Origin of the sequence: Deinococcus taeanensis (assembly GCF_020229735.1) — a bacterium.
Lineage (GTDB): Bacteria > Deinococcota > Deinococci > Deinococcales > Deinococcaceae > Deinococcus > Deinococcus taeanensis.
This window is the reverse complement of record NZ_CP083455.1, coordinates 1,182,771-1,199,035: the sequence shown is the minus strand read 5'-3', so window position 1 is coordinate 1,199,035 and position 16,265 is coordinate 1,182,771. Positions and strand designations below refer to the sequence as shown.

Genomic DNA, 16,265 nt, shown 5'->3' with positions numbered 1-16,265 from the left:
AGTGACGCCCGGCCCCCGGTCGTGCGCGCGACGGACACGGGACGGGTGGCGGGGCGGGTTGTGCGCGCCCAGAACGGACAACCCGCTCTGGCGTGGCTGGGCCTGCCGTACGCCGCGCCGGCCCGCGGCCCGCTGAGGTTCGCGCCGCCTGCCCCGCCCGCAGAGTGGCGCGGGGTGCGTGACGCGTCGGCGTTCGCGCCGGACGTGCTGCAACCCCTGGATCCGTCGGTGACGCTGGCGCGGTCGCTGGAGGGCAGCCTGCACCTGAACGTGTGGGCGCCCCCGCACGGGGAGGGGCACCCGGTGCTGGTGTGGTTTCACGGGGGCGCGTTCCGGGCCGGGAGTGGCCGCCTGTACGACGGCCGGGAGTACGCGGCCCGGCGGGGCGTGGTGGTGGTGACCGTCAACTCCCGGCTGGGCCCACTGGGCTACGCGAACTTCGGGGGGCTGTTCGGGGACGAGCGGTTCACGCCGAACGCCGGGTACCAGGACCAGGGGGCCGCGGTGCGCTGGGTGGCCCGGAATATCGCGGCGTTCGGCGGGGACCCGGCGCGCATCACGGTGGCCGGCGAGTCGGCGGGGGCCGTGGCGTGCGCGCTGATGCTGCGTGACCCTGACCTGGCGCCCCTCGTGAGTGGCGCGGCGCTGCAGAGTGGCGGACTGAACCAGGTGAGCACGCTGGACAACAGCCTGGAGCTCGCGCAGGCGTACGCCAGGGCCCTCGGGGTGAGTGGGGCGACGCGCGAACGACTCTGGACGCTGCCCCCGGCGGCTTTCGTGGGGGCGCTGCACACCCTGGAACGCGTCCGGGCGCGCCACCTGAACTCCCGCCCGGTTCTGGACGGGCAGGTGCTGCCAGCCACCATGAGCGCCCTGCTGGCCAGGCCGGTCGCGCCGGTGCCGCTGCTGCTGGGCGCCAACCGGGATGAGTACTCGCTGTTCGTGAAGCTTCCGGACCGGGTGTTTCCCCGCACGGACCGCGCGCTCCTTCGCCGCGTGCTGGAGGGCCAGCTGACACCCGGGGGCGCCTCACGCGTCCTGGACTGCTACCCGGACACACCGGACGGCCTGGTGGCGCTGGGAACCGACATGTTCTTTCACGCGGGCAATGACGCGCAGCTGGCCGCGCACCCGCCGGACGTACCGGCCTTCCGGTACCGGTTCGACTGGGGCACCCCGCTGTTCGGGCTGGGCGCCGCGCACGGCATGGAACTGCTGTTCCTGTGGCCCCGCCCGATGGGGTTGGCCTCGGGCGTGTTGCGCGGTGCGGACCGCGGCGGGCGCACCCGGCTGGCCGAAGCCATGCAGACCGCATGGGCGGCGTTTGTGCGGACGGGCTCACCCGGCTGGCCGTCGTGGCGCGTGGATTCGCCGCAGGTGGCGCAGTTCAGTGCGGCAGGGATGACGCTGAGCACGCAGGGGGAGCACGACCGCCTGGACCGCTGGGGCGCGCAGCTGATCGTGATGCCCTGAAGCGGCTCCCGCTGCACCCACACTCAGGCGGTACAGTGGCGGTCATGCGGGGACGGTGGTGGGCAGGCGTGGCAGCCGCGTGGGCGGCAGACAGGGTGTGGCGCTGGTCGGGTCTGGGGACCCTCCGGCGGGCCCGCAGCGCCCAGCCGGGCCTGGGGCTGCTGCTGGAGGGCGGACCGGACCCGGCTGTGACCCCGGCTGTTCTCGCGGCGCTGCGCACGGCAGGCGTGACAGTGACCTTCGCCTTCGAGCCGCCCCTCGCGCGGCGCCACCCGGGCCTGGCCGCGCAGGCGGCCCAGGAGGGGCACGATGTGGTGCCGTTCGTCCGGGTGGGTTGGTGGCCCTGGACATGGTGGCCTGCCCTGCGGGTGGTGCCTCCTGGCAGTGCAGCGCCGGGTCTGCGGCTGGCAGGGCCGGTGCCGGCCGTGGTGGCCGCGCTGCTGTCCTGGCGGTGGGGCGTTGCGCTGACGGCGGGGCAGGTGCAGGGCCGGTGGGCGGACAGGCAGCTGGTGCTTCCCGGCGTGCGGCCCGGCGCGCTGGCGCATCTGAGCGGCACCGACCCCCGGCTTCCCGAAGCGCTTCCGGCCCTGTTAGGCGACCTGAAGGCCCGCGGGTACGAGGTGCGGGGACTGTCCGGGCTGCGCGGCCTGCGTCCGGAACGGCCACGGGACCTGCCGGCCACCGCCCTGCAGTTCGTGGACGTGCTGTACGACCGTGTGGGCCGGATTCGCCGCGTCGGGGCGCACGCCAGCAGCCTCTTCCGGGTGGGCATGGCCTCCTATCCGCTGGCCGACGTGGCGCTCCCGGGCGGCGAGCGGGTCCGCCGAGGTGAGCGGCTGGTGGAGTTTCACCTGGACAGCGCCCGCCTCACGGAACTCGCCGAGCGGCCCCTGGCAGGGCGGCGGATCATCACGCATTCCGTGCGGGACCTGGCGCGGGCCGTGCGGGACGAGCCGGAGTGGAACGCGGCAACAGCTGTGTTCAGCATCAGCATCTTCTCGGACGTGCTGGCGCTGTACGGCTTCACGGTGCTGGACCTGCCGCCCGGACGGCGGCGCGCGCTGACGTGGTGGTCACGTGTGATCCGCCGGGCGTACGGCGTCTCCGACCCACGCAAGCAGCACGTGCCGCGCCTGGCTGTGATCGCCCGCGAGGACCTGATCCGGCGGCACGCCCGGGACTGACGTCCCCGTGTGCTCGGTCCCCTTACGCTCCGTCGGGGTCGGCCACCTGCGCCCAGCGCCACTGCCCGGCGGCGGTCATGGCATGCAGCCGCCGGCGCAGTGCCGCGTGGGGACGCAGGAACGCGTGAAAGGCCTCATCGTTCACCAGCGGCAGGCCAGCGGCGCGCAGCAGCGTCAGGTCCGGCGGGGGCGGCGGGGGCAGCGTCAGGTGCGGCTGCGCCCGCTCGAAGGTGCGGGTCAGGCTGTCCACGCACGCCAGCGCGCGGCGCAGGCCCGGCGTGGGTTCCCCCTGCAGCGCGCCCTGCAGAATCAGCAGCGCTTCGCCCAGCGCCGGCAGGTTCAGGTCCAGAGCATCGCGGTGGTCACGGTCATGAAAGCGGTGCACGTAGGGGGAGTTCAGGTGCGCGGCGTCCAGTCGGTTGAGCAGGTGGTGCAGGTCCGTGGTGAGGCTCAGCAGGCCGCGGTCGTGGTCGGTGTACGCCTGCAGGATCAGCGCCTGCGCGCCCGGCCCGGCCCGGTACAGGTGCAGGGCCAGTTCGCGCCGGTCGGCACGGATCTGCGCCATGGGCACGATGAATGTGATGGCGAAAGTCAGCACGAAAAAGCCGTTGATGGCCGCGATGTCGGTCAGGATGCGCCAGAACGGCTGCGGGGCGATGATCTCACCGAGGCCCAGGGTGCTCAGGGTGTACCCCACGAAGTAGAACGTGGCGATCAAGGTGGTGTTCTGCCCGGTGTCCGCGCCGGTCAGGGCGCCGGGCTGTGACCAGAACACCAGGGTCCATCCTACCCAGGCGAGCATGATCCACGCGGTGAGTGTTCCGGTGATCAGCAGGGGCGCGCTCCAGGCGAGCAGCGTCCGGCGACCGGTGAGGCGGGCGGCGGCGCCGAGCAGGCCGTACAGGGGCCTCTGCACGGCGCGGCTCAGGCGACCCTCACCGGACTGAATACAGGTCACGAGCAGGTCGAACAGGACGGCGATCACCATGATCGCGCCGGGAATCCAGAGCAGGTGCCGGAGCATCACTGAGCATTGTGCGCGCCCGGAAGCGGACGCGAGTGGCGTGCACATGAAGGGGCGCGTACCTTCGCGGCCGAGGTGCGCCGCGACCGGCCCGACAGCGAGCCTGACCCGCGGGGGCAGCTGTTTTTTCCGGCCGGTGTGCGGGTCTGCGCACTGTCCGGCTCCGTGCTGCGTCTCCCGGCCATACTGCCCGAGGGACGGTGCCTGAGTGATGGCCGGGCCTGCTCGCTCATACGTGGTCCACTCCTCTCGCATCAGGGCGGCCCCAGCACCTCCGGCAGGCATGGGGTGGCCTCCCCCGTCCTGGCGGGGAGTTCGTTCGTACCCCATCGCGGGTGACGTCCTGTTCAGGCAGGACAGGACATGGGCGGGAACGGCAGGAGCATCCTTACCCGAAGACTGAGTTCCGGCTGCCATGATGAGGCGCACGCCGGACCTGACCTGCACGCGCCTTTTCCCTACGTGAGCCTCAGGTCAGCTCGGCGAACACGGCGCGGCTGATCACAAGCTGCTGGATTTCACTCGTCCCTTCGTAGATCTCGGTGACCTTCGCGTCACGGTACAGCCGCTCGACCGGATACTCACGGCTGTAGCCGTTTCCGCCGAAGATCTGTATGGCGTCGCGGGCGCAGTCGACGGCCGCCTCGCTCGCCAGGAGTTTGGCAATGCTGGCCTCCTTGCTGTACGGCTGACCCTGGTCCTTGAGCCACGCGGCTTTCAGGGCCATCAGGCGGGCGCTTTCGATCCGGGCCGCCATCCGGGCGATCTTGAAGGACACGCCCTCGAACTCCCGCAGGGGTTTGCCGAACTGCTCGCGTTCAGCGGCGTAGCGTGTGGCGTGTTCCAGGGCGGCGCGGGCGATGCCGAGGGCCTGCATGGCGATCCCGATGCGCCCGGCGTCCAGACTGGCGAGGGCCACGATCAGGCCCTGCCCTTCCTCTCCGACCATGTTGGCGTGTGGCACGCGAACGTCCTCGAAGGTGACGGTGGTGGTGTGCGAGGCGTGCAGGCCCAGTTTCTCCTCAGGCCGCCCGAAGCTCAGGCCTGCCGCGCCGTTTTCCACGATGAAACAGGAGATGCCGCGCGCGCCGGGGCCGCTGGTGCGGGCCATCACCAGGTACGTGTCGGCCTGACCGCCGCTGGTGATCCAGGCTTTGGTGCCGTTCAGCACCCAGTGGTCGCCGTCGCGGGCGGCGCTGAGGCGGAGGCTGGCGGCGTCGCTGCCGGCGCTGCTTTCGGTCAGGCAGAATGCGCCGATGTGCCGCCCGGCGGCGAGGGGACGCAGGTAACGGTGGCGTTGCTCGTCGGTGCCGTAGCGCAGGATCATCTGTTCGGGCAGGCCGTTCTGCACGCTGACGATCACGGCGACGCTGGCATCGGCCGCGGCGATCTCCTCCAGGCACAGCGCGTAGGTGACGGAGTCCAGGCCCGCGCCGTCCCATTCCTCGGGGACGGTGGCGCCCAGCAGTCCGAGTTCCGCGAGGCCGCGCAGCTGTTCATGGGGGTAGTCGCCGCTGCGGTCGTACGCGGCGGCTTTCGGGGCGATCTCGGCCCGCACATACTCGCGGACATGCTGCACGATCATGCGCTGCTCGTCGTTCAGGGCGAACGACATGCCGGGGGCGGGCAGGGTGCTGGTCATGTCGCCCAGGCTACCAAACGGGCGTTAGGTTCTCCGGGGGGCGTGTCCCGATTCTCCGCCGCTCCGTTCAGGCCACGGCGGAGGCCAGCGCCTCCTCGATGCCACGCCCGCGCCATCCGGAGTCGACCCCTGCGGCCTCTCCGGACGCCCAGCGCAGATGCGCGCCGATCACGCTGCCGCCTGCGATGGCGAGCGCGGCGGCACTGAGCGCCTCCAGGGGCGCTCCGGGGCACAGGCGGGCCGCGGCGGTTTTCAGGGCCGGGGCGAGGGGCAGGGGGGGACGGGTCACGCGTACACGGGCGGGCAGGGTCACGCCCAGAGTGTAGCCAGCCGCGCTGCATCCGGCACGCCCTGTGAAGAGCCTCACTGCGCCGCCCGGGATCGGCTTTACAATTCACCCGATGGCCGAGCAGTCAGCCCCCCCTATTCAGCCTGTCCACCGTTTCTCTCCGGGCCGCGTGGCCCTGCTGCTGCTCAGTGTGCTGCTGTTCCTGGGCGCCGCGGCCCTGGGTCTGTTGTCCCTGGGGCTGCTGTCGGCGCTCGCCGCGAACGGTCCGTTGTGGCTGCGTTCGCTGGGGGCCGTGGCCCGCACGCTGATTGAAACCCTGGGCCTGAGTGGCTGGTCGGGCGTGACGCAGGCGTTCACCATGATGCTGCTCACCAGCCTGCTTGCGGCGCTCGCGGCGTACGTGAAACCGCGGCCCTGACAGCTCCGCCGTGCATGAGGCCCCTTTTAGGCGGCCCTCATGGTGCGTGCTACGATTGGGGGGTTTGTACCGGAGGCGAGTGTGAGGCTGTCAGAAGACATTGGAATTGACCTTGGAACGGCGACGTTCCTGATTTACAGCAAAAGCCGCGGCCTGGTTCTCCAGGAACCCAGCGTGATCGCCATGGCCCGCGACAGCAAACAGGTGAAGGCCGTGGGTGAGGAAGCCTACCGCATGATCGGCCGCACCCCCGGCGGAATCGTGGCCGTGCGACCCATCAAGGACGGCGTGATCGCCGACGAGGGCCTGACCGAGAAGATGATCACCATGTTCCTGCAGAAGGTGCAGGGCAGCGCCGGCCGCCTGTTCGGGTTCAAACCTCAGCTGATGGTGGGGGTACCCAGCAACGTCAGCGACGTGGAAAAACGCGCCGTGCTGCGTGCCGCCCTGCACAGCAATGCCAAACGCGCCTTCCTTATCGAGGAGCCGCTCGCGGCTGCCATCGGCGCCGGCCTGAAAATCGCCGAGCCGGTGGGCAGCATGGTCGTGGACATCGGCGGGGGCAGCACCGACGTGGCCGTGATCTCCCTGGGCGGCATCGTGGTCAGTGAGTCCCTGCGCGTGGCCGGCAATGAGTTCGACGAGAGCATCATCCGGTACGTGCGCCGCAAGCACAACGTCCTGATCGGTGAACGCACCGCCGAGGAGATCAAGGTGAAAGTCGGGGCGGCCATGCTGCTCGACGACGCCGAGAACCTGACCGCCGAGGTGCGTGGCCGCGACCTGGTCAACGGTCTGCCCAAGACCATCAGCCTGGATTCCACCGATGTCGTCGAGGCGCTGTCCGAGCCGGTCACCAAGATCGTGGAGGGCGTCAAGCGGGTGCTGGAAATCACGCCGCCGGAACTGGTGAGTGACATCATTGACCGCGGTATCGTCATGACCGGCGGCGGCAGCCTGCTGCGCAACTTCGACGAGCTGCTGCGCCAGACGACCGGGATTCCCGTGGCGGTGGCCGAGAACGCCATCGAGGCCGTCGCGGTCGGCACAGGCATGGCGCTGGAAATGATCCCCGTGCTGGGCGACTCGCTCGTCAGCAGCGACAACTACCTGCGCCGCTGACACGCCGGCTCCGGGCCCTCGCCCCGGGCTCATTTGAGACAGATGGGAGACGGCCGCCACGCGCCTCTCCCGTCTTTTCACTCCCTCTTCCCCGCAAGGAGCACCCCATGGACCCCCTGCTGATCCAAGACGTTCTCAAGACCCTCCCGCACCGCTTTCCCTTTGTGCTCGTGGACCGCGTTCTGTCGGTGCAGGACGGCACCGTGCACGCGCTGAAGAACGTCACGATCAACGAACCGTTCTTTCCGGGCCATTTTCCACAGGAACCCGTGATGCCCGGCGTGCTGATCATCGAGGCCCTCGCGCAGGCCAGCATGTTCTGCCTGCACGGGCAGCTGGAGCCCGGCTCGGTCGGGTACCTCGCCGGTGTGGACGGCGCCCGCTTCAAACGGAAGGTCATTCCCGGCGATCAGCTGCACCTGCACGTGAAACTGGAGTTCCTGCGCCGCGGCCTGGGCAAAACCACCTGCCGCGCCGAGGTGGACGGGGAACTCGCGGCGGAAGCCACGATTCTCTTCGCGGTTGCCAAAGGGTGAGTGAAGGCGAGCGCGCCAGCAGCGGCCGGGAGCGTTGCCGTACGCTGACCCGGATGGCTCGCCGCACCGCTCCCCACGCCCGAGGTCCGCGGTGACCCGCTTGACCCGTTACGTCACGGCGGAACTGCTGCCCCCCCTGCTGGCCGGCACGCTGCTGTTCACGGCCGTCCTGAGCTTCGGGTACTTTTTCATCTCCAGCCAGTGGCTCCAGGGCGTTCCCGTGACGCTGGTCGGCCGCTGGATTGCGTACCAGGTGCCCGACACCCTGGTGAAGGTTCTGCCCATGGCCGTGGTTCTGATGACCGTGGTGGCGTTCGGCCGGATGAGCAACGAGCGAGAACTGGTGGCCGTGCAGTCGGGCGGGATCGGCCTGAACCAGGCCGCGCGGCCCGCCGCGGTCCTGGCGCTGCTGGTCACGGCGCTGTCCGTGTGGCTGAGCCTGTGGGTGGCCCCCCGGGCGAACGTCGAGACCCGCGGCCTGTACTGGGACGTTCTCACGGGCGCCGGACTTCAGCAGCTTGTGGGGAAGACCGTGGACCTGGGCAACAACCTCACGCTGTCCATGCGCGGCTATGATCACACCACGCGCCGCATGACGGGCGTGCGCCTGGAGCGCTGGGAGGCGGGCAGCCATCAGCGGGGCACGCTGACCTTCGCCGACAGCGGCACCTACGAGAACCGCAAACTCACCCTGAAAGGTTACGCGAGCTTCAAGGTGAATTTCGCCGCGGCCGAGCGGACGTTGCGCACGCCGGGCCTGAATCCGCTGCTCGCTGCGGGCGCGCTGCGCACGGCGTTTCCCGGTGTGGTCCTCCCGGACAGCGCGCAGGCCACCCTGACGCTCGACACCGGCCTGAGCCGCAAGGAAACGCTGGCCCGGTACGCCGACGCTGTGGGTGCAGACGCGCAGGGGTGGGCGCAGCTGATCACGGCCCTGACCGCACCCGGCGTCAGTGCCGAGGAGCGCGTCTCGGCGCGGGTCACGCTGAACCGTAAGCTCGCGCTGCCCTTCGCGAATCTGGTGCTGGCTCTGGCGTCCCTGCCGTTCGCACTGCGGTATGGGCGCACGCTGGGCGTCGCGCTGGGTCTGGCGCTGCTGCTGGCCGTGGCGTACTACCTGCTGTTCTTTCTGGGCCTCACGCTGGCCGGCGCTGTTCCTGGACTTCCCGAGGCGGGCGTCTGGCTGGCGAACGTGGTGTTCGCGGTGCTGGGCCTGAGCCTGCTGAGGCGCACGTGACGCCCGTGCAGACCCCGGCGCAGACGCCCCTGCGGGCCCTGATCGTCTCGGCGTCCTTCGGCAGCGGGCATCACCAGGCCAATGGCGCGCTTGAGGCCGCGCTGCGCGTCCGGGGCGTGCCGCTGGACGCCCGGCATGCGGACCTCCTGAAGTACATGAGCACCCCCGAACGTCTGGTCACGGCCGGCACGTACGACCTGTGGCTGCGGCACGCCCCGGGCATCTACCGCGCGTTCTATCACCTGACCGACACCGACCGCGCCCCCACCGCGCAGACTTTCGGGTGGCTCGGGTACCCTGCCATGCGGCGCGATGTGCTGGAGGTGCAGCCCGAAGCGGTCGTAAGTTCCTACCCCACCCCGGCGGCGCTGGCGGACAATGTGCGCCGCCGCGCGCACCTGAACTTCCTGAACGCGCTGGTCATCACCGATTACCGCGTGCACCAGCACTGGGCGCGCGCCGAGGCGGACGTGCTGATGGTGCCCAGCGAGGAGGCGCGTGAGCAGATGGACCGCTGGCGCATTCCGCACAGCCGCATTGAGGTGACCGGCATCCCCATCGCGCAGGTGTACCGCGACCTGATCGGTGCGCCGAAAGGCCCGCTGCGCCTGAAGCACGGCCTGGACCCGGAGTTGCCACTGATCCTGATTTCCGGAGGTGGAACCGGCAGCTACCGCGCCCTGGGCCGCGTGCTGACCGAGCTGGGCAATCTGGGCCGACCCGTGCAAGTCCTGGTCCTGGCGGGCGCGGACGGGCACGGCGTGGCCCAGGTGGGTGGCGCGACCCTGCACCGCCTGGGGTTCACCACGAACTTCCCGGAACTGCTGGCCGCGTCGGACCTCGTGGTCGGCAAGGCCGGCGGTCTGACCGTCGCGGAATCCACGACCCTGGGGGTGCCTCTGGTCGTGCACGCCCCGATTCCCGGACAGGAAGAATTCAATACCAACTACCTGGCCCGGCACGGCGCGGCGCTCTGGGCGCACGACCTGCGCGACCTGCGGCCCGCCGTGCTCCGCGCCCTGGACCCCGATGAGCGTTCACGCATGTCGCATGCGGCGCGCCAGGTCAGTACGCCGGACGCGGCCGACCGGGTCGCCCAGGTGCTCCTGCGCCGCCTGGGCCGCGCGTGAAGGCCGGGCGCCGGGTGCTGCTGGGCACCGTAGTCTGGCTGGGTACGTACATCGGGCTTCCGTACCTGCTCAGCCAGCGTGGCGGCCTCGGCCTGATCCGGTCCGGGCGGGGCGCGCGGCAGGTGGCCCTCACGTTTGATGACGGTCCGGACCCAGCCACCACACCCGCGGTGCTGGACGCATTAAGGGCGGCGGGCGTCCATGCGGCGTTCTTCGTGCTTCCCGAACAGGCCGAGCGTCATCCCGCCTTGCTGCGCCAATTGCTGGATGAGGGTCACGAGGTCCACCCGCACGGCAACCTGCACCGCCACGCCTGGTTCCTGACCCCGTGGCGGGCGTTCCGCGACCCGGGCGACGCCGCACGCCGGATCGCCCGCCTGACCGGGCGGCGCGCCACCCGGCAGCGTCCCCCCCACGGTGGCTACACGCTCGCCACGCTGCTGGGTCAGCGCGCCACCGGGCTTACCGGCGTGCACTGGACCGTCGAGGCGCGCGACTGGGCGCCGGACGCCACGCCGCAAGGCGTGCGCAGCGCCGTGCGCCAGCAGGTGCACCCCGGCGCGATCATCGTGCTGCACGACGCCGGGCCCGGGGGCCGCACGACACCCACCGCCCTGCCGGGCATCCTGCGGGACCTGCTGGAGCAGGGGTACGACGTGGTGCCCCTGCAGGAGTTGCAGGGCGCCCGGCCCGGGCGCTGGCAGGACCTCGCGGGCGCCCTGCGCGGACGGCACTGATCCCGTAGCCTGTGCGGCGTGAACTACGACGACTTCGCCGACCTGTACGACCACCAGTACGACGTGTACCGCGACGACCTGCACCACTACGCGCGGGTGGGCGAACAGGCGCGGGGGCCCGTGCTGGAGATCGGGTCGGGCACCGGGCGCGTCACGACGTTCCTGGCGCGGCGCGGCGTGGTGATCACGGGACTGGAGCCCAGTGCACGCATGATCGACCGGGCGCGCGAACGCGCCGCCAGGGACGGCCTTCAGGTCACGTACGTGCAGGGGGATGCCCGCACCTTCCAGCTGCCCGAACGCTTCGACACGATCATCGCGCCGTTTAACGCCCTGATGCACCTGTACACCCCGAATGAACAGTTACAGGCCCTGGAGAACATTCACGCGCACCTTCAGACCGGCGGCACCTTCACCTTTGACCTGTACGTCCCGCGGTTCGGAAAACCCAACACGGTCCGGCACGAAGGCGAAACATTCCACGGGCCGGACGGACACCGCACGGACGTGTTCCTGGTGCAGCGTCATGACAAACCCCGCCAGCACATCACCACCGAGTACCACGTGGACACCACTGCCCCCGACGGCACCCTGACGCGACGGCATTACACCCTCACCCAGCGGTACTACACCCGGTACGAGATGGAATGGCTGGTGCGCTTCGCAGGTTTCGAGATTCCCCGGGTCACAGGATCATTCCAGGGTGGGCCACTGGACGCCCGCAGCGACGTCATGGTGTTCACGACCAGGGCCCTGTAGCGCCGACCGCCCACACGCCCGCCGGGCAGAAGGGTGACCGGGTCTGCCAGTGAACCGCAGGAAGGCACCTCACCGCAGGGTGGTCCGCCCGATGCCCGTCCGTGCGGTGCCCGGGGCCCCAGTTGACAACGCCCGTGCCCGGTGGATGATCAGGCTGCCGCCGGGCGCGCCGCGATCAAGTTGCTGGCGCACGGTGTGAGCAAGCTGGGGGCGCGTGGGGGTCCGTTCGGCGCCCAGGGCGTGTTCGACCCCGGGCACAGGCCGCCACGCCACTGTCAGCAGGAAGCGCCCACGGCCTCACCGGACCGGGCAAGTCTTCAGGACGGCCAGCGGGTGCCTCTGGAGCTCCATGCAGCGGTATGCCCTGAACCGGCGCCGGACCGACTGGCGTGAGCACCTGTTCGGAGCCCAGCCGGACGGGCCGGGTGTGCAGTGGGTTCGGCGATGACCGCGCCGGTCCTGCTGCCGGCCGCGCAGGCCGGGCTGCGCCGCGGGGCGCTGGCTGGGGGCAACCACGCCGCGCTGCGGCCGTCCGGTGGGAGGGATCAGGTAAACAGGGGGCCGAGGTCGGTGAGGAGGCCGGTGGGCTGAGCGGCGCTGAACTGGTAACTCCCGAACACACTGAGAAATTCCTGGTGCGTGAGGGTGCGGGTCTGGCCACTGGGGCCGGTGGCCTGCAGGTCCCCGCCGCGCGCGGTGAGGCGGTACTCGCCAAGTTCCCGCACGCTGGCCTTGCGCCCCCGCCCGGTGGCGAGCAGGGCGGTCACGCGGTATTCCCGGCCGCCGCGCACGGTCAGGAAGGTGAGGAGGTCGTGGGGCGAGGTCATGAGCGGGTCAGCATACCGCGGCGGCTGGCCGCCTGCCCAGTCCGGTGTGGGGGCCGGGCGGGGTCAGGAGACGACGGTGCCCTGACCGGACAGCGCGGCGCTGACGGGCTGTCCGTGCCGCGCGTCGCCGAAGATGACGCGGCGCACGCCGCCCTGCACCGCTTCGGCCGCGCCGAGGACTTTCTTCTTCATGCGGTCCTGCGCAAATTCCAGGTAGGCCTCGACGTTCGCGGCGGGAATCTCCCGGATCAGGCTGCTTTCGTCGGGGTAGGCGCGCAGCAGGCCTGGCACGTTGGAGAGCAGCAGCAGCGCGTCGGCTTTCAGGGCGACGGCCAGGGCGGCGGCGGCGCGGTCGCCGTCGACGTTGATGGCGACGCCCTCGTAGGAACTTGCAGGGGGCGTGAGGACGGGGAGGTACCCGGCGGTGAGGAGCAGGTCAATGAGGTGCGTGTTGACCCGTTCGACGGTGCCGGTGTGGTCGCCGCGCAGCACTTTGACCTTGCCATTCTCGACGGCGCGCACGGAGTCCTTGTGCTTGCCTTCGAAGATCCGGCCGTCGAGCCCAGAGAGCCCGACGGCGTTGACGCCGAGGCGCTGGAGGCGTTCTACGATGCCTTTGTTCATCTTTCCGCAGTACACCATCTCGAAAATTTCGAGGGTCTGGCGGTCGGTGAAGCGGCTGGTGTAGCCGCTGGGGCTGGTGACGAAGCGTGGTGGGTGCCCGAGCGCTTCGGCAACGCGGTTGGTTTCGCCGCTGCCGCCGTGGACGAGGATGAGACGTTCGCCAGCGTGCCAGCGCTGTGCGATGTCGGCGCAGACTGCGTCGTAGTCGATTCCGGCGCTTCCGCCGACCTTCACAACAATCATGCCGGGTATCCTAACGCATGACAGGTAGAGTGGTCAAATGTCTATCAATTGAAAAGGCCTCGGTGGAGAGCAACGGACGCAAGGAGTCCCAGCACCCACGCCGCGCTCCACCACAGCATCCGGCGACGAAAGATCCGCTGATACGTCCGCTTGCGGGTCTTGTGCCGGAACACCAGCTGCGCCGCCCATGACCCCAGCCACCCACCCCACGCCTCCAGCGCATGCAACTGACGCTCCGGGAGCCGCGCCCTCCCCTGCTGTGCCAGACGCTTGTCCCGCCACACACTCACAAAGGCCACCAGACCCCAGAGCAGCTGCCACGCCACGAACAGCCGCAGCAGCAGTCCCGCTCCTTCCTGCACAGTAACCAGCATGGCCTACTGCATGGTGCGCGGCAGCGCCTGGGAAGGCAGGATCTTGCGCGGCTCGCGGAACTCGATGTTCTCCCACTCCCCTTCCTCAATGACCTCCAGCGCGGGGTTCAGCGCCCGGAAATGTGCCACGACCGCCTGCACCAGATCGTCCGGCGTGCTGGCTGCACTGGTGATCCCGACCGACCGGGCTCCGGTCAGGTCTACGCCCACGAGGTCCGCCGCGGTTTCCAGCCGCACCGAACGGCCGCACTCCGACTCCGCCAGTTCCAGCAGGCGCATGCCGTTGCTGCTGTGCGTGCTGGTCAGCACCAGAAACACATCCACCAGGGGAGCGATGGCCTTCACGGCGTCCTGCCGGTTCTTCGTGGCGTAGCACAGGTCCTCGCTGGGCGGCACGACCAGCGCCGGGAAACGCGCCCGGAGAATCTCGATGGTGCGCCGGGTGTCGTCCACGCTGAGGGTGGTCTGCGTGAGCACCACCAGCCGCTCCGGGTCCGGCACCTGCACCGTGTGCGGGTCTGCCAGCCCCTCGCCGGTTTTCCCGAGCACGCCCACCACCACCGTGTGGTCCGGCGCCTCGCCGCGCGTGCCGATCACTTCCTGGTGCCGGGCGCTGTCACCGATCAGCAGGATGGTGTAGCCCTCCCGGGCGTACTTCTTCGCCTCGGTGTGCACCTTCGTCACCAGCGGGCACGTGGCGTCGATGGTGGCGAGACCCAGCTGACGCGCCCGTTCCCTGACGGCCGGCGCGATCCCGTGCGCGCTGAACACCACGGTCTGCCCGCCCTGCGGCAGGGCCTCCACAGCCTCCAGGTCCTCCACGAAGTGCACGCCGTGCCCCTGCTGCAGCCGGTCCACCACGGTGTGGTTGTGCACGATGGAGTGGTACACCGTCACGGGCCGGTCCTCTGTCCGCGCGGCCTTCTCGACCGCCTGAATGGCCATCACGACCCCGGCGCAGAAGCCGCGGGGTTTGGCCAGGTGAATCCGCTCGATCATGCCGCCCAGTGTAGAGCGCCGCCCACGAGCGTACCGTGCCCTTGCCCGCCCCTTGCGCCTACGGCCCGCCGTCTCCGCGGGGTGTGGCGGAGGCCGGCAGCAGGTCACGGGGCACGCGGGCCAGCCAGCGCTCCTCGGGAATGGCGACGCTGCCTGTGGCCCACGCGGACTCGAAGGTCCGGTCCTGTTGGGCCACGGCCTGCGGGTCACTGGTCGCCAGGGCCGCCTCGGCGAGACCCAGAGATCCCCACGCGCTGAAGTGAAAGTTCATGCTGCCCGCCACGACCATGTCATGGTCCACGGTCATCACCTTGGCATGCATGTTGTAGGTCACGTACCGTGCCTCGAAGCGGTCATCCAGACCCCGGCGGCGCAGTTCACGGCGCATCAGCGCGACGCCGGTGCGGTTGGCCGGCTTCCCGAACCCGTAGTTCACGACCAGGAGACGGACCTGCACCCCGCGCTTCATGGCGTCCAGCAGCGCAGGAAAGTACACGGGCAGGTGGTTCAGGGGGCACGAGTCCGGATTCAGGTAGCCGAACCAGCATTCCAGGCCGGGACTGAAATCCGCCTGCATCAGGCCGATGCTGCGTTGGGCGGCGTTCATCAGGGCCAGGGACGCCCGGTCCGCGAAGTCCTCCCCGGCCGGCCGGCGGTACAGCACAAACGCCCGGGCGCTCCCGGCACTCACAGCGCGCGCGGCCAGCGGCGGGTGGCTGGGCGGCGCGGCCGGCACCAGACGGCATGACGCACCGACCTGCCCCGGGGGCACGTCCGGAGGACACTCGAGTTCCTCGCTGTGCCGCCACAGGTCATCGAAGGCGGCCACGCCGGCCTGCGCCACGGGGCCGCGCAGCCGCAGGCCCAGGTCGTGCAGGTTACGCGCGCCGGGCTGCCCGCCCGGCAGGTGCCACGCGGTGAAGTTGTACCCGGCCACCGTGAGGTCCTGCCCGTCAATGACGTGCAGTTTCACGTGACTGTGCGGCAGGTACCCGTAATTCAGGAGGGTCAGGGTCCATCCGGCGCGCTCGTCGCGCAGGGGCACGCCCGCGTCCCGCAGGGCGCGCGCCAGGGCGAGGATCTGCGTGGCCCCGTCCGGCCGGATTAGGTCCGGGAAGTTTCCGAGCAGGACACGTACCGTCATGCCCTGCGGGTACGCACCCGGGCGGGCCTGAACGCGGCGGTACAGCCGCGCGGCCGCCTGCACAAACGTCCCGCCGGGCTGACCCGGCCCGCTCTGCCACTCCATGCTGGCAAGCAGCACCTCGGCCCGCGCGTCCTGAATCTGGTCCGCCAGCACCTGGTACGCGTCGCGGGGAGAATCCAGGTCCTGGGGGGTGCGCAGGTACGACACGAAGGCGTTGTCGCAGCTGAGGTCCGGCCCGCCCCGCTGCCGGTCCAGCGTCCACACCACGCGCTCCAGCGGCGCCACCGGCTTGGCACACGCGGCGGGCGGCTGCACCCAGGCAAGCTGAGCGGGACCCAGGTAGATGGGCAGGCGGGCCGCCTGGGCAGGCGCGCCGCACATCATCAGTCCCAGAAGCAGTGCCCGTCTCATCTGCGGGGCAGCGTAGGGTGCCGGAACAACCGGCGTGAGCGGCGGCCCTCCATGCGTTCTTCACGAAACGCACAGCCTCCCACTCCTGT

17 protein-coding genes are annotated in these 16,265 nt (G+C 70.3%); 9 read left to right on the top strand and 8 right to left on the bottom strand.

The features are described from left to right. The first annotated feature begins 21 nt into the window (after positions 1 to 21). Positions 22 to 1,473, top strand: coding sequence for a carboxylesterase/lipase family protein (locus tag LAJ19_RS05830; RefSeq protein ID WP_225477484.1), 1,452 nt, complete (start codon positions 22 to 24; stop codon positions 1,471 to 1,473). A 44-nt stretch (positions 1,474 to 1,517) separates the two neighbouring features. After that, on the top strand, positions 1,518 to 2,657 hold the full coding sequence (locus LAJ19_RS05825; RefSeq protein ID WP_225477482.1) for a YkoP family protein: 1,140 nt from the start codon (positions 1,518 to 1,520) through the stop codon (positions 2,655 to 2,657). Between the two features lie 22 nt (positions 2,658 to 2,679). Here LAJ19_RS05825 and LAJ19_RS05820 read toward each other — a convergent pair whose 3' ends face one another. From LAJ19_RS05820 to LAJ19_RS05810, 3 genes are all read right to left on the bottom strand, one after another. Next, positions 2,680 to 3,681 carry a potassium channel family protein gene (locus tag LAJ19_RS05820; RefSeq protein ID WP_225477480.1) on the bottom strand — a complete coding sequence of 334 codons (1,002 nt, stop codon included), beginning with the start codon at positions 3,679 to 3,681 and terminating at the stop codon, positions 2,680 to 2,682. A gap of 469 nt (positions 3,682 to 4,150) precedes the next feature. Continuing rightward, positions 4,151 to 5,323, bottom strand: coding sequence for an acyl-CoA dehydrogenase (locus LAJ19_RS05815; RefSeq protein ID WP_285892304.1), 1,173 nt, complete (start codon positions 5,321 to 5,323; stop codon positions 4,151 to 4,153). 67 nt (positions 5,324 to 5,390) lie between these two features. Continuing rightward, positions 5,391 to 5,636: a hypothetical protein gene (locus tag LAJ19_RS05810; RefSeq protein ID WP_225477479.1), complete on the bottom strand. Its 246-nt coding sequence runs from the start codon at positions 5,634 to 5,636 to the stop codon at positions 5,391 to 5,393. Positions 5,637 to 5,724: 88 nt separating this feature from the next. On the opposite strand from LAJ19_RS05810, the gene LAJ19_RS05805 reads away from it, so the two are divergent. From LAJ19_RS05805 to LAJ19_RS05775, 7 genes are all read left to right on the top strand, one after another. Next, positions 5,725 to 6,030 (top strand): hypothetical protein, encoded by a 306-nt coding sequence (locus LAJ19_RS05805; RefSeq protein ID WP_225477477.1) that lies wholly within the window; start codon positions 5,725 to 5,727, stop codon positions 6,028 to 6,030. 81 nt (positions 6,031 to 6,111) lie between these two features. Beyond that, positions 6,112 to 7,152: a rod shape-determining protein gene (locus LAJ19_RS05800; RefSeq protein WP_285892303.1), complete on the top strand. Its 1,041-nt coding sequence runs from the start codon at positions 6,112 to 6,114 to the stop codon at positions 7,150 to 7,152. A 107-nt stretch (positions 7,153 to 7,259) separates the two neighbouring features. Further along, positions 7,260 to 7,688, top strand: coding sequence for a 3-hydroxyacyl-ACP dehydratase FabZ (gene fabZ / locus LAJ19_RS05795; protein ID WP_225477473.1), 429 nt, complete (start codon positions 7,260 to 7,262; stop codon positions 7,686 to 7,688). Between the two features lie 91 nt (positions 7,689 to 7,779). Then, positions 7,780 to 8,925, top strand: coding sequence for an LptF/LptG family permease (locus LAJ19_RS05790; protein WP_225477471.1), 1,146 nt, complete (start codon positions 7,780 to 7,782; stop codon positions 8,923 to 8,925). Next, positions 8,922 to 10,055: an MGDG synthase family glycosyltransferase gene (locus LAJ19_RS05785; protein WP_225477469.1), complete on the top strand. Its 1,134-nt coding sequence runs from the start codon at positions 8,922 to 8,924 to the stop codon at positions 10,053 to 10,055. Before LAJ19_RS05790 ends, LAJ19_RS05785 begins: the two co-directional genes overlap by 4 nt. Further along, positions 10,052 to 10,792, top strand: a complete 741-nt coding sequence (locus LAJ19_RS05780) for a polysaccharide deacetylase family protein (RefSeq protein WP_225477467.1) — start codon at positions 10,052 to 10,054, stop codon at positions 10,790 to 10,792. The genes LAJ19_RS05785 and LAJ19_RS05780 overlap by 4 nt, the downstream gene beginning before the upstream one ends. Before the next feature lie 18 nt (positions 10,793 to 10,810). Beyond that, positions 10,811 to 11,551, top strand: coding sequence for a class I SAM-dependent methyltransferase (locus LAJ19_RS05775; RefSeq protein ID WP_225477465.1), 741 nt, complete (start codon positions 10,811 to 10,813; stop codon positions 11,549 to 11,551). Between the two features lie 545 nt (positions 11,552 to 12,096). Here the strand turns inward: LAJ19_RS05775 and LAJ19_RS05770 are convergent. From LAJ19_RS05770 to LAJ19_RS05750, 5 genes are all read right to left on the bottom strand, one after another. Continuing rightward, complete coding sequence (locus LAJ19_RS05770) at positions 12,097 to 12,378, bottom strand: hypothetical protein (RefSeq protein ID WP_225477463.1); 282 nt, start codon at positions 12,376 to 12,378, stop codon at positions 12,097 to 12,099. Positions 12,379 to 12,441: 63 nt separating this feature from the next. Then, positions 12,442 to 13,245: a [LysW]-aminoadipate kinase gene (locus tag LAJ19_RS05765; protein ID WP_225477461.1), complete on the bottom strand. Its 804-nt coding sequence runs from the start codon at positions 13,243 to 13,245 to the stop codon at positions 12,442 to 12,444. Between the two features lie 44 nt (positions 13,246 to 13,289). After that, the gene (locus LAJ19_RS05760; RefSeq protein ID WP_225477459.1) at positions 13,290 to 13,619 is read right to left on the bottom strand and encodes a DUF1294 domain-containing protein; all 330 of its coding nucleotides are present in this window, start codon (positions 13,617 to 13,619) and stop codon (positions 13,290 to 13,292) included. Positions 13,620 to 13,622: 3 nt separating this feature from the next. Continuing rightward, positions 13,623 to 14,618, bottom strand: a complete 996-nt coding sequence (ispH, locus tag LAJ19_RS05755; RefSeq protein WP_225477457.1) for a 4-hydroxy-3-methylbut-2-enyl diphosphate reductase — start codon at positions 14,616 to 14,618, stop codon at positions 13,623 to 13,625. Between the two features lie 58 nt (positions 14,619 to 14,676). Further along, positions 14,677 to 16,176, bottom strand: coding sequence for a phospholipase D-like domain-containing protein (locus LAJ19_RS05750; RefSeq protein ID WP_225477455.1), 1,500 nt, complete (start codon positions 16,174 to 16,176; stop codon positions 14,677 to 14,679). Positions 16,177 to 16,265 lie beyond the last annotated feature (89 nt).

Bases quoted from the DNA above. Each gene is read 5' to 3' on its own strand.
- LAJ19_RS05825 (WP_225477482.1), top strand. From the start codon at position 1,518: ATGCGGGGACGGTGGTGGGCAGGCGTGGCAGCCGCGTGGGCGGCAGAC.
- LAJ19_RS05820 (WP_225477480.1), bottom strand. From the start codon at position 3,681: ATGCTCCGGCACCTGCTCTGGATTCCCGGCGCGATCATGGTGATCGCC.
- LAJ19_RS05815 (WP_285892304.1), bottom strand. From the start codon at position 5,323: ATGACCAGCACCCTGCCCGCCCCCGGCATGTCGTTCGCCCTGAACGAC.
- LAJ19_RS05805 (WP_225477477.1), top strand. From the start codon at position 5,725: ATGGCCGAGCAGTCAGCCCCCCCTATTCAGCCTGTCCACCGTTTCTCT.
- fabZ (WP_225477473.1), top strand. From the start codon at position 7,260: ATGGACCCCCTGCTGATCCAAGACGTTCTCAAGACCCTCCCGCACCGC.
- LAJ19_RS05770 (WP_225477463.1), bottom strand. From the start codon at position 12,378: ATGACCTCGCCCCACGACCTCCTCACCTTCCTGACCGTGCGCGGCGGC.
- LAJ19_RS05765 (WP_225477461.1), bottom strand. From the start codon at position 13,245: ATGATTGTTGTGAAGGTCGGCGGAAGCGCCGGAATCGACTACGACGCA.
- LAJ19_RS05760 (WP_225477459.1), bottom strand. From the start codon at position 13,619: ATGCTGGTTACTGTGCAGGAAGGAGCGGGACTGCTGCTGCGGCTGTTC.
- ispH (WP_225477457.1), bottom strand. From the start codon at position 14,618: ATGATCGAGCGGATTCACCTGGCCAAACCCCGCGGCTTCTGCGCCGGG.
- LAJ19_RS05750 (WP_225477455.1), bottom strand. From the start codon at position 16,176: ATGAGACGGGCACTGCTTCTGGGACTGATGATGTGCGGCGCGCCTGCC.